Source organism: Aquimarina sediminis (genome assembly GCF_002895435.1).
Taxonomy (GTDB): domain Bacteria; phylum Bacteroidota; class Bacteroidia; order Flavobacteriales; family Flavobacteriaceae; genus Aquimarina; species Aquimarina sediminis.
The window spans coordinates 729,369-742,787 of record NZ_POYJ01000001.1 but is presented as its reverse complement, the minus strand read 5'-3'; the positions used below and the strand labels follow the sequence as shown (position 1 = coordinate 742,787).

The window sequence follows — 13,419 nt, the reverse complement described above, 5'->3', positions numbered from 1 at the left end:
TGTACAGAATGTTAATCTACTTTTTTGATTTTTCTGCGCATTGATTGTTATTTTTCACCTTGTATCTATTGTGCAATTATAAATATACAAGAATCAATCGATTGATCACTTTACGGTTATGAGGTCAGTCGAATTAGGCACATTTTATTTCTCCCTTATTTTTCTTAGCGTTTCTTTCCAATCATATTTTTCTTTGTTGATATTGTTCCATTTCTCAATATCTGAAAGCATGGTTTCAATTTTGTTTTTATCAATCCATTGACCATTCACAAAAACTCCAAAAATTTTGCGTGTATTGCTAATACTCTCTAACGGGTTTTTATCTAATAAAATTAAATCTGCAAACTTGCCTGTTTCGATGGTTCCTATTTTGTCATCAATTTCAAGCCATTGCGCACCTAATCGTGTTGCTGAAGCCAAAGCTTCTTCATTCGATAAACCAGCTTCTACTAATAATTTAAGTTCGTTGTGAAGTGAAAACCCCGCAACAACACCAGAAATTCCAGCATCTGTTCCCGCAACCATAGGCACGCCAATTTCTTTAAAAGCTTTTACGATAAGAATGTGAAAATTGATTAACTTGTTATAGTATGCAATTAATTTGTCTGATGCTCCATAGTAGCTATTAGAAGTTATCCATTTACTTTGCATTAGCGGGTGGATATACTCAAAACCAAGTAGTTTTTTTATGCTTTCTAATGATTTGGCTTGTTTGCTAATTGATACCATATTGGTTAGATTAGGGATTAACCAGGTACCATTTTCTTTGGCCAAATGAGCAAACTCGAGTGCTTTTTTGTAACTATAATCATTCGTTTGTTTTGATAATTCTTCGGCATGAGCGATTAAACTAAAGTGAGGAATAAAAAAATCTTTTGCTGGTTTTTCATGAAATACTTCAGGGATATGACCCACAACTTTCATTTTTTGATTTTTAGCTTCTTCTACAACTGCCTTAAAAGCTTCTTCATTTAGCCATGTATATGCTTTAATAAATTCATATCCTTCTTCTTTGGCAATACGTACTGCATTTCTTGCATCGGATGTGGTTTTAGCGGTAAGATTCGCTTTTTTTCCACCAATTGCTTTGGCTAAAGCTATTCTTGGTCCAATGACATCTCCTCTTATAATTTCGTTGCGTTGCCCAATATTTTCTGGTCTAGCACTTAATTCAAAGATAGTTGTAACTCCATTAGCGATATACGGAGTCATTATGTTTTGGGTGTTAAAACTTACTATAGGACCTTTGGTAGGGTAAATTACAAAAGGAGCTCCTTCTGCAAGAGTATGAACATGCATATCAATAAGTCCCGGAATAAGCCATTTTCCAGTTCCATCAATTGTTTTGGCATTTGTTGGAATGGAACCATTAATCGATTGTATGATTTTATTTTGTATTACAACGGTTGCATTTTCAATAACCTTGTTGTTTTCTGTCATTGAAATGATAGTTACATTTTTGATGGCATAAACCATTTCTTGATCTGATGATAGATAGGTCTGTGATATGACTTTGTTAAAGCAGCTGGAATTTAAAATTATAAATAATGCTATGAGATAAAACTTTTTCATGATTATGTTTTTTGATTGTTGTTAATAAGGCGCAAATATCAACTTGAGGTTACATAAATCTTAATTTTTCAAGTCTCAATACATGCAGTGAGACTATTTTTTTAAAAAAACATGCCTGTATTCTGAAGGAGAATAGCCTGTCGACTTTTTGAAAATTCGATAAAAACTACTTTTCGAGTTAAACCCACATAATTCACCTATAGCAGTAATTTTGTATTGAAGTACTTTATCTGTCACTAATATATTTTTTGCTTCTTCAACGCGATGGAAGTTTACTTTTTCATAAAAATTTGTGTTCAAAACATCATTTAAAAAAGCTGATAATTGCCTACTACTAATTTGCAATTTTTGTGATAAATGACTCAGGTTTAAATCGGATTTTAAATGAATCTTTTCTTCATTAAAAAGCGTTTCTAATTTTGATGTTAATCTGTTTTCTTCTACAGAATTTATGGTTTTTTGATGGTCGTTATCTTTTGTTGACGAAGGTTGGTTTAAAGCAATTTCAGTTAAAAAAAATGTTTTTTGAGTCAAACCAAAATATCCTAAATAACTCATGGCAGCAATAACAAAAATCAGGGTAATATAGGCATCCCAATTAACATTGTATCCAAAAGATATTTCAGAAATTGTAATAACTAAATCGACGCTTATTGCTATTAAAAAAAGGATTACAAACTTCTTAATCCAGATAAAATCTCGCTCTTTAAAACCTGAGAAAAACTGTTTTAATCTGGGTTCATATTTGTAAAAAGTATGTAAAGCCATTAGCAAATAAACAATACCATAACAATCTTTTATCAAAGCCCAATTTATATGTGTGTTTATAAATTGAGTATAAAGGAAGATATTTTTACCAGTTGCATAGTTTATAGAAGAGGGTAATGTATATAAAAGCACATAAAGAATAAACGGTATGAAATGAGCAAAATGATTTGCTATAAAGTTTTTTTCGCTTTGAAAAACAGATTTTACATACAGGTACATTAATACGGCTAACAAAAAGCGTGAACCATTTTCTAATATAAAAGTTGGTGCTAAAAGAAAATTTAATCTGTGTAATTGAGCATAAAAATGTATAATGATAAAAAGAATAAAAAACCAAAATACGATAAGTATTTTCTTGGGTAATTGATTGTTTTTTGTTTTGAATAATTTTAAAAGCGTTATTGTATTTAAAACAATACCAACGATTAAGATAAAATCAATAATTAGTTTCAATATGATTAATTAGTATTTAGATTAGAAAATAAACTGTAGTTGTAAACGGTAGGCTCTATAAAAGCTGTTTTAGTAGCTAAATTAATAAAACTTTTTAAACCAAATTGATGTACATTTTTGTTGATGTACTAGGGTTAAATTTTACTAAAGTTTGCTAGTACTATTTGCCTTTTCCTTCTTCAAAATGACATTGGTTTAAATTCTGTTTGATATAGATATTCTAAAATATGATGCTATATTAATCAGTTTACAAAACTTATTTTTTTGACTATTCTATAATCAAATTGATATTTATCAGGTACTCGGTTATATCTTTTGCGATAAGATCTCTGCCATTATCGTTCCAATGGCGATCATAAATTAGAGTGGTAGAGCGATCAGAATTTGCAAAAGATGATGAAAAATCTATATAACTAAACTCATTATTTTTTAAATAAGTTAAGAAAAGAGGACTTGTTATTCTGGAGTCCAAAAGGAGCGTAAAACGTTTCTTATCATATCCGTATTTAGAAATTAAGCTTTTAAAGTTATCGAGGGATTTTTTTTCATTATCTTCTTTTATTCTTTTCTTTTCATCATCACTTATTAGAGTTTTCTTTTTTTTGGTTTTAAGTAGACTCAATAACCTATACATCAATTCTTGTGGAGGATCCAGAATACCAATACTTTTGCTGTAAACCAGTAGCTTACTCTTTTTTAATAACTTATTAATTGGAGATTCCAAAGCTAATCTGCTTTTAACTACCTGATATTCCCCTCGTGTCAAATCATTAGAAAATTTTATACCAAGAATGATATGATCAATGGCATCAAATTGGTGTTTGTACGAATGTATTAGATGTAATTGATCTGCAAAATCATATCCAGCATACCCATATTCATAGACTTCAATTTTAGGTAAAGAATTTTCTATTTTTTTCCCGATAGAATTATAATAATGCTGATGAAACCCTTCTATAAAAGAATCCCCAACTAATGCGACTTCTACTTTATCTTTTGTAGGTGTAAATTCTCGATAAGAGTTGTATCCTGAGGTGTTAATATGGTACTCAGAGAAGTTCTGTCTACGATTTCCTGTGACCGAAAAGCCATTTTGATTAGGAGCCCATTTTTCTACATTGTATTTATCAAGAAATCGGGTAGGGGTGTCTTTTCCTAAATGAAAAATACGAACCAGTACCTCTAGCGATATGAGTATTAGAAATATGTATAAAACACTTTTTAGGATAAGTTTTTTCATGCCTCAGTAATTGTTTTTTGTGTAACTTATACTATTAAGATTTAAAATTGAAAATAAATAAATGATCTATCGATGTTGTCATCAAAGAACAATAACATTCCTAAGATTACTAAAGTATACGCTACAAATCGTACAGTTTTGGATTTAAATTTAAAGGGAGCACGCTCATCTCTTCTAATTCTAAATTCATATAAAATGAAAACTCCCAGTAACACAAAATAATCTATCATTCGATATCCCAATGGATGTTGATAGGTTTCAAACGAGAAATTAGAATATATCTGTTCTAGAAATCCAAATGCGTCTGTGATTGATTGTGATCTAAAAAAGACTCTTGAAAATGTAACCAGAAAAAAGGTAAGCAAAATCTGGAGTATTTCTTTAAAAGAAGGAAGCAAACTATGCTCTGCAACGACATTATTCATATATATACGATTTCTTCCCATTAAAAATACAGGGATATACAAAACAGCATGAATTGCTCCCCACATGATAAATGTCCAATTTGCACCATGCCAGAAACCACTAACAAGAAAAATAATGATGATATTTCTAACCGACTTAAGCTTACTTACTCTACTACCTCCCAATGGGATATATACATAATGTCTAAACCAGGTAGAAAGAGAAACATGCCATCTTTGCCAGTATTCTGCAACATTTCTTGAAAATGTTGGGAACTTAAAATTAGACATTAGTTCAATACCAAATAGTTTGGCAGTACCTATAGCAATATCAGAATACCCACTAAAGTCACCATAAACCTGAAAACTGAATAACGAGACACCAAGAATTAAGGTAGATGCCGAGTAATCAGTATAATTCATGAAAATATCATCTACTATAGGTGCTATGGCGTCTGCGATAACGACTTTTTTGAACAAGCCCCAAAGAATAAGTTTTAATCCATCTGTACATTGGATATAGTTAAAAACTCTTTTGGAAGTGATCTGGGATAAAAGATTAGATGCTCTTTCTATTGGTCCTGCCACCAATTGTGGAAAAAAGCTTACAAAAGTAGCAAATGATATAAAATTTTTGGTAGGTGTAAGTCGCCTGTAATAAATATCTAGTGAGTAAGACATGGTCTGAAATGTATAAAAAGATATTCCGACAGGTAGGATAATTTGTAATGTCCAGGTGCTTTTTAATTGATATCCAAAAACAGAAAGAAAATCTACCCACGAATCAACAAAGAAATTATAATATTTAAAAAAACCTAAAAGGCTAACATTAAAAATAACACTTACCCATAACCAGATTTTTCTACTACGATTAGAATCACTAGAATAAATAGCCTGACCAACAAAAAAATCGACAACGGTGCTGGCAAGTATCAAAAATAAAAACCTCCAATCCCACAAACCATAGAAAATATAACTGGATGCGAGGATAAACAAATTCTGAATTTGGATTCTTTTATAAAAGATAAACCAATAGAGAGTAAAAACTATTGGAAGGAATATGAAAAAATCTAAAGAATTGAATAACATTTATAGTACTATAATTATAAAATTCGGGGAAGGGATTAGACAAACAAAATACAAACATTAAAATTTGCATATTTTTTGATGGGTATAAATTTTGTTTATTTAATTCTATAAATCAAATATTTAGTAAACTATTTTTTGTTTTATAGAATTGGAAGGTTATCAGATGAGTATTTATTTGATGGGGTAGGGGGAAAACAACCCTTTTATAAATAGTTGTTTCACCTACACTTTTGGATAAGAATTATGGTATTATTGTGGTGTTTAAAATGGTAGGCATATTAGTAATATTAAATTTGAATTATATATATAATTATGATTATTTTTGCGCCGCTGTTTAATTACCTGAATAAAGTTTGTTCATTATTACAAGTAGTTTATTTTATAGATTATAATATTTTTCTTACGGTATAACCGTATAAAAAGACAATAAATAGCTCAATGTGAGTCGTTGAACGTTTTTTTTAAGTATTGTGTCTAAAAAATTAAATTTTAAATAGATAATTGATATAACTAGACTATTTTAGCTTTGGAAAACAAATTTAAAGTAAGTTCAGAAAAGGAAGTTCTACCCCCCTTCTTCCAGCGTTTTATTAGATTGTCATTAGATAGATTTGACTATATATTACCATAGTGTATAATATAGGCAATAGGTAATTATTGTTCATTATTAATGGGAAAATTATGAATATAATTGATTCAAAGAAAATATGGCTTTCTTCACCGCATATGGGTGGAACAGAGCAAAAATTCGTACAAGAAGCGTTCGATACCAATTGGGTAGCACCATTAGGTCCTAATGTAAATGGATTTGAAAGTGATATTCAAGATTATTTGGGAGAAAACGTGTTTGCAGCAGCATTAAGCTCTGGAACAGCTTCACTTCATTTGGGATTAAAACTCTTGGGGGTAACTGTTGGTGACGAGGTATTATGTCAGAGTATGACATTTGCTGCTTCTGCTAACCCAATAGTTTATCTGGGGGCTAAACCTATTTTTATTGATAGCGAAAGAGATACTTGGAACATGTGTTCAGATCAACTCGAATTAGCAATAAAAGATAGAATCGCCAAAGGAAAAAAACCTAAAGCTATTATTCCTGTTCATCTTTATGGGATGCCTTATAATGTTGAAGCTATCCATCAGATTGCTTTAAAATATAAAATTCCTGTTTTAGAAGATAGTGCAGAAGCTCTTGGTAGTACATATCAAGGAGTTAAATGTGGTACTTTTGGTGATATTGCTATTCTTTCGTTTAATGGTAATAAAATTATTACAACATCCGGAGGAGGATCACTAGTCACCAAAAACAAAGCACATAAAGAAAAAGCTATTTTCTGGGCTACACAAGCAAGAGATAATGCACCGCACTATGAGCATTCTGAAATAGGATATAACTACAGAATGAGTAATATTACTGCTGGAATTGGAAGAGGACAGATGGAAGTTCTAGATGCTCATGTAGATAACAGACGAAGTAATTTTGAATTTTATAAAAAACACCTAGAAGAGTCTTCTGAAATAAAATTTCTTGAAGAACCTTCTGGATATTACTCTAATCGATGGCTAACCTGTATTGAGACAACCTCTTATCAGTTAAGAGAAAGTCTAAGGTTGTCATTGGCAGAAGAGAATATAGAATCTAGACCGTTATGGAAGCCCATGCATCAACAAGCTGTATTTGCAGATTGCGATGCTTACCTCAATGGAGTTTCTGATGATCTATTTGATCGAGGCCTTTGCTTACCAAGCGGGTCGAATCTTGAAGAAGATGATTTATATAGAATTGTATCAGTAATTAAAAACACATTGAGATGATAAAGAACTACCTAATAAATAATTCACATAAGCATGCATCTAAGTGGCTAGTTTTAGCTATTGATGTACTTATAACAATTTTTAACTTTTTTCTGGCATATGTCATAAGATTTGGTATTACTTTAAATTTTGATACTACAAATTTGGTATACCAATTGCCAATTATGGCAGGCTTAGCTATATTAAGTTTTTTATTAATAGGATCGTATAAAGGAGTGGTTAGGCATACAGGAATGAGAGATGCTTATAACCTGTTTCTTGCAGTGACTGTTTTAATTACATTAACTGGGTTTTTAATGGCTTCTAGTAGATTGTCATTAATGCCAGAACTTTTAAACATCCCTGTATCAATAATATGTATACATTATTTATTAAATATTATTACGCTTACTACGAGCCGTTTGATATTTAAGTATTGTTTTTATTATATAAAATCAAAAATTGGAGAGACTTCTAGGATATTGATATATGGAGCAGGAGATTCTGGTTTGATTACTTTGGCAGCAATTACTAATGATTCTAATACATCATCTTTATCAGTTGTAGGTTTTATTGACGATAATAATCAAAAGATTGGTAAAACAATTAATGGGATTAAAGTATATGCTTCTGATAGAATAGACGAAAACTTTATTACCAAAAACAGTATTAAAGAGATTATTGTTTCAATTCCTCATATCAGTAAAAAAAGATTATCAGAAATTTCCGATAAACTTCTTAAATTACCAGTAACTGTAAAAATTATTCCTGCAGTAAATGATTGGATTGATGGTAAACTAAAAGTTTCTCAGATTAAAGAAATCCAGATAGAAGACTTGTTAGAAAGAGCTCCTATTTGCATGGAAAATAATAATATCACAAGAGAGTTACATAATAAAGTAATCATGATTACTGGGGCTGCTGGATCAATAGGAAGTGAGATTGTTAGGCAAGCCTCATATTATAACTACAAGCATCTAGTTTTAGTAGATCAGGCAGAATCTCCTTTGTATGATTTACAACAAGAACTTTTGAGTAAAGGAGTAACGAATTTTACCCCAATAGTAGCCGATATAAGAGATCATCAGAGGATCGAGACTATATTCGAAAAGTATAGACCTAATATGGTTTTTCATGCAGCAGCGTATAAGCACGTACCGCTAATGGAAAATAATCCTTGTGAAGCAATCAAAATTAATGTTTTAGGTACAAGAAAACTTGCCGATTTGTCGTCTGAATATGGAGTGGATAAATTTGTTTTTGTATCTACAGATAAAGCTGTTAATCCAACTAATGTAATGGGAGCAACCAAAAGGGTTGCCGAAATGTATATAAAATGTCTACATAGAAGAAGTAAGACGAAATATATCACTACTAGGTTTGGAAACGTACTAGGGTCTAATGGTTCGGTTATACCATTATTTAAAAAACAAATTCAAAAAGGTGGACCATTAACAGTAACTCACAAAGATGTAACGCGTTTCTTTATGACAATACCTGAAGCCTCTCAATTAGTTATAGAAGCTGGTACAATGGGGAATGGAGGCGAGATTTTCATTTTTGATATGGGAGAATCTGTAAAGATTTTTGATCTTGCCAAAAAAATGATAAGATTATCAGGTCTTAGATACCCAGAGGATATAAATATTGAAATTACTGGTCTTAGACCTGGTGAGAAGTTGTATGAAGAACTTCTTGCAGATACAGAGAATACCTTACCAACATATCATAAGAAAATAATGATAAGTAAATTTGATGATAATGATTGTGTAATGGTACAAGATAAGATAGATGATCTGTGTATAATGAATTTGCTTAGTCAGGATCATCAAATTGTAGGGAAACTAAAAGAGATTGTACCTGAGTTTATCTCTAACAATTCTACTTTTGAAAGTATCGACAAAATAAATAAAAAAAGCACTCAAAACACGCGAGAAGTTCGTAGCAAAGTTTTGGTAAAATAATAAAGGTATATAGTAAGGGAAAAAGTACCTAAAATCATTTTTGCAAGAAAACAAATAAGTATTTCGGGAAGCTAATGTCCCGAAATACTTATTAGTGCCCATAATTAGTTTTTTATTGAAAAACAAATGTATAGCTTAATAGATGAAGCAAAATTTCATTGCCGAATTAAATAAAGTTATATTTTTGTGACTTATTAACAAAAGGCTTACTCATAAAGTATTAAAATATGCGATGTAGATTTTTATTATTGTTTCTGATATTGGTTTCAATATTTTCATGTAAAACTCCAGAAGATGTTGTTTATTTTCAAAATTCTGAAAACCTAGAAAAGATTACTTCTACAAACACATTTACTCCAGTATTTAAGGTTGATGATATTGTGAGTATTATGGTATCTGCAGCTGATATGGATGCAGCAAGACCATTTAACCTTATGCAAGGAACCTCCTTAAGTAGCTCAATAGGAGAAAATGGAGCATCAAATGCTGGTAGTGGAGGAGTAGAACCAACTTATTTAATTGATGAAGAAGGAAATATAGATTTTCCGGTTTTGGGAAGTTTGAAAATTGCTGGTTTGACAAGAATTCAGGTTAAAGAAATGGTTAAAGAAAAACTAAAGATCTATATCAATGACCCAATAGTAAGTGTGAGACTTAAAAATTTTAAGATTACAGTGATGGGTGAAGTATCACGACCAGGGTCATATACTATTCCCAATGAAAGAGTAACAATTATTGAAGCTCTTGGCTTGGCTGGTGATATGACAATTAAAGGAAAAAGAGGTAATATTATGGTTATTAGAGAAAATGAAGGAGAAAATACCTATCATCGTGTAGATTTAACTTCTAAATCTATTTTTGAATCCCCGGTATATTATTTGGCTCAAAATGATGTGTTATATGTAGAGCCCAATGAGTCTAGAATAAGAGAATCTAAAACACGTAGCAATACTATTAGCGTTATTATAAGTATAGTCGGGGTTCTCCTGTCTGTAGTTACACTGATTGTAAGATAATACATATGATTTCTAACACGAACAATACACCTACAGAAAATACTTCTTTTGATTCGTCATCTGGATTTGGATTTAATCTTAGAGATCAGATTATAAAATACCTTAAAAAATGGTATTGGTTTGCTTTAAGTGTTTTTATCTTTGTAGCTTTAGCTTATGTTAAGGTAAGGTATACTATCCCGCAATACAATGTCTCTTCCTTAATTATGATATCGCAGGATGAGAGTATTAGCGAATCAGAATTAGCAGCTTTTAAAGACCTTGGTTTACTGGATGATACTCAAAATACAATAGAGAACGAAATTCAGATCATAAAATCTAGAACATTATTGACAAATGTTGTCAATAATTTGGGATTGAATGTTCGTTATTTTAGTGAAGGAAGAATTTTGGAAGTAGAAAATTATCCAAAATCATTAATCGAAATCAATTTTTTATCTGATGATACCATTGTTCATACAAAATCAAAGGTATTTCATGTTCAAATTGACTCAGGCACTACATTCTCTTTTTTGGATGAAAAAAATAAAAAACTTAGTAGTCATTCTTTTGGTAAAACAATAAAAAGCAGTATTGGGGATATTGTGATTACTCCTAATGTCGAAACCATCGAATCAAATGTTGATAAAATCATTAAAATTCAGGTATCTCCTGTAAAGTTTGTTGCAGAATCATATAGGAGCAGGTTATCGATTGCGCCTCTTAAAAACTCATCTATTGTAAGAATATCTTTAAATGACCCTGTTAGTGAAAAAGCCAAAGATATTATAAACAACCTCGTAGAGGAGTACAATAAAGCAACGATAGAAGATAAAAAACAGGCATCTGCAAGAACGGCAGATTTTATAAATGATCGTTTGAATCTTATTTCGGGGGACTTGACAGAAGTAGATGATGAAGCAGCAGGTTACCTGTCTAAGTATGGGTTGACTAATGATATTGGGGCTCAAACCCAGCGGGTAGCCGATATAGATTCTAGAAATGTACAAGAAATAGCTCAACTAAATACACAACTTAGTCTTATACAATCTATGCGTAGATTTGTTTTGAGCCAAGAGGGTAGGTATGATCTTGTTCCTGCTAATTTAGGATTTGAAGATCCAACTATAACGACCACCATATCAAGGTATAATGGGCTAATCTTACAAAGGCAACGATTATTAAAATCTTCTAGTACCCAAAATCCAGTTGTTGTTAATATTGATCAGCAAATTGATGGTTTACGGCAGGTTTTGATAGGTAGTTTAAATAGTCTTCGAAGCTCAATAAATATACGACTGAAAAGCCTAAATACTCAAGACCAATACTTTAGTGGTAAATTGTATAATGCACCTATTCGTCAGAAAGATCTTAGAGTTATTGAGAGGGAACAAACGATAAAAGAACAGTTATACCTTTATTTATTACAAAAAAGGGAAGAAGCAGAAATAACCAGTCACATTACACTCTCTAATGCTAGGGTAATAGATAAAGCCTCAACATTAGGTGCGTATCCTGTATCTCCAAATAAGAAAACGATTTATGCCGGAGCTTTATTTCTTGGTTTGGTATTACCTTTTCTTATCATTTATACTTCAGACCTATTAAATGTAAAGATAAGTTCTAGAGAAGATTTAGAGAAGGCTCTTTCTATGCCTATTATTGGATCTATACCAAAGGTAAAGACCAAAGGAAAGATTATGATTTCTCAGAATGATCGATCAGGGATAGCTGAAGCGTTCAGGATTTTGAGAACTAATCTCGATTTTCTTATGGCGGGTAGTGATAAAAAACTTGGACGTGTGGTTTTTGTTACATCTACTATTTCTGGTGAAGGAAAAACTTTAATTTCATCAAATCTTGCCAAAACCTTAGCTATATCGGGCAAGAAAGTAGCTTATTTAGGAACAGATTTAAGAGACCCAAAATTTCATAAGTTTTTTAACTTACCTAATGGTAAAGACTCAAAAGGTCTTACTAATTTTATAATGAACCATGAACTAACTCCAAAAGATATTATTTATAAGGATAATGAAAAAGGAGAAGACTCTTTTGATATTATACCTTCTGGAGCAATTCCACCAAATCCGGCAGAACTTCTTATGCAAGAAAGAGTTAGTACTATGTTCGAGTATTTAGAGAAAGAATACGATTATATCATAGTTGATACTGCTCCAGTTAGTTTGGTAACAGACACTCTTCTAATAGCAAAATTTGCTGATCTGTGTATTTATATTGTAAGAGAAAATTACTCTGATAAAAGAGTCTTACAGGTACCTGAGAACTTTTATAGAGAAAAAAGATTACCAAATATTGCTGTATTACTTAATGCAGCTGATACCAAGACCGGTTATAATTATGGGTATGGATATGGTAAAAAGAGTTAGATGGTATTAAAAACAACATATTTAATACCTCACTTTGATTGTCTTGATACTATCTGAATGGCTGAAATGAGTATAATCACAATGATTTATTTGATTCACTAAAACTCTTCAATCGTATAAGATTTTTACTTTCTATGTAGGTGTATACACCTGAGTTTTTACTGTTTTAATAGCGAAATAAAATGAAATATTTTTATTCACTGATATACCATAACTTTAGGTAATTTCTATTAATTAAAAACCATTGATTATGTCTACAGAAAACAACTTAGTCGGATTATTTCATGTTACGTATGAAGTTACAATCGGAACTCCTGAGCAAACTATTGTAGGGGCAACTTCTCTATTTTTATCTTTAGCGGTTTACACTCCAGATAGATCCGTAAGTGGTATTGCAAAAATTACTCAAGCAGTAAACCCTCCTCTTAACCAATCAAGTAAAATTAATGGGGAATACACGTATCTTACAGTAATGCCTAATAATTCTCATATCCTAGTTACGGCTACAGGGTTCCCCAATTTAAATTGGAATCCAAAATGGGGTATTGGTCCACAACTACAACCTAATTTTGAATTGCGTATGATTTTGGAAGATGATTGGCAAACTGGGCGAGCTAATTTTAAGTATTTGGATCCTGATGGAAAATGGCAAGAAGCAAATGATTATTACGTTAGGGCAGTAAATGTATATGCAGCAGATGCTAAACCTGAATCTGTTTAATTAGCTGTTTATCTAATTTGATTAATTAACTA

The 13,419-nt window shown here is 31.3% G+C and carries 9 protein-coding genes; 5 read left to right on the top strand and 4 right to left on the bottom strand.

What is annotated here, in order from left to right; all coding sequences use genetic code 11:
- Window positions 1-144 precede the first annotated feature (144 nt).
- The 4 genes from C1X07_RS03285 to C1X07_RS03270 form a co-directional block, all read right to left on the bottom strand.
- Window positions 145-1,572: an amidohydrolase family protein gene (locus C1X07_RS03285; RefSeq protein WP_103068528.1), complete on the bottom strand. Its 1,428-nt coding sequence runs from the start codon at window positions 1,570-1,572 to the stop codon at window positions 145-147.
- A 93-nt stretch (window positions 1,573-1,665) separates the two neighbouring features.
- A complete protein-coding gene (locus C1X07_RS03280; protein WP_103068527.1) occupies window positions 1,666-2,793 on the bottom strand; it encodes a helix-turn-helix domain-containing protein in 1,128 nt (375 codons plus the stop codon).
- A gap of 268 nt (window positions 2,794-3,061) precedes the next feature.
- Window positions 3,062-4,033 carry a hypothetical protein gene (locus tag C1X07_RS03275; RefSeq protein ID WP_103068526.1) on the bottom strand — a complete coding sequence of 324 codons (972 nt, stop codon included), beginning with the start codon at window positions 4,031-4,033 and terminating at the stop codon, window positions 3,062-3,064.
- 41 nt (window positions 4,034-4,074) lie between these two features.
- Window positions 4,075-5,433 carry an MBOAT family O-acyltransferase gene (locus C1X07_RS03270; protein ID WP_317046064.1) on the bottom strand — a complete coding sequence of 453 codons (1,359 nt, stop codon included), beginning with the start codon at window positions 5,431-5,433 and terminating at the stop codon, window positions 4,075-4,077.
- A 774-nt stretch (window positions 5,434-6,207) separates the two neighbouring features.
- On the opposite strand from C1X07_RS03270, the gene C1X07_RS03265 reads away from it, so the two are divergent.
- The 5 genes from C1X07_RS03265 to C1X07_RS03245 all read left to right on the top strand — a co-directional run bounded on the left by C1X07_RS03265 (window position 6,208) and on the right by C1X07_RS03245 (window position 13,387).
- On the top strand, window positions 6,208-7,341 hold the full coding sequence (locus tag C1X07_RS03265; protein WP_103068524.1) for a DegT/DnrJ/EryC1/StrS family aminotransferase: 1,134 nt from the start codon (window positions 6,208-6,210) through the stop codon (window positions 7,339-7,341).
- The gene (locus C1X07_RS03260) at window positions 7,338-9,284 is read left to right on the top strand and encodes a polysaccharide biosynthesis protein (RefSeq protein ID WP_103068523.1); all 1,947 of its coding nucleotides are present in this window, start codon (window positions 7,338-7,340) and stop codon (window positions 9,282-9,284) included. Before C1X07_RS03265 ends, C1X07_RS03260 begins: the two co-directional genes overlap by 4 nt.
- A 227-nt stretch (window positions 9,285-9,511) precedes the next feature.
- Window positions 9,512-10,300 carry a polysaccharide biosynthesis/export family protein gene (locus C1X07_RS03255; protein WP_103068522.1) on the top strand — a complete coding sequence of 263 codons (789 nt, stop codon included), beginning with the start codon at window positions 9,512-9,514 and terminating at the stop codon, window positions 10,298-10,300.
- 5 nt (window positions 10,301-10,305) lie between these two features.
- Window positions 10,306-12,666 carry a GumC family protein gene (locus tag C1X07_RS03250; RefSeq protein ID WP_103068521.1) on the top strand — a complete coding sequence of 787 codons (2,361 nt, stop codon included), beginning with the start codon at window positions 10,306-10,308 and terminating at the stop codon, window positions 12,664-12,666.
- A 250-nt stretch (window positions 12,667-12,916) separates the two neighbouring features.
- Window positions 12,917-13,387: a DUF1842 domain-containing protein gene (locus tag C1X07_RS03245; protein WP_103068520.1), complete on the top strand. Its 471-nt coding sequence runs from the start codon at window positions 12,917-12,919 to the stop codon at window positions 13,385-13,387.
- Window positions 13,388-13,419: the final 32 nt, after the last annotated feature.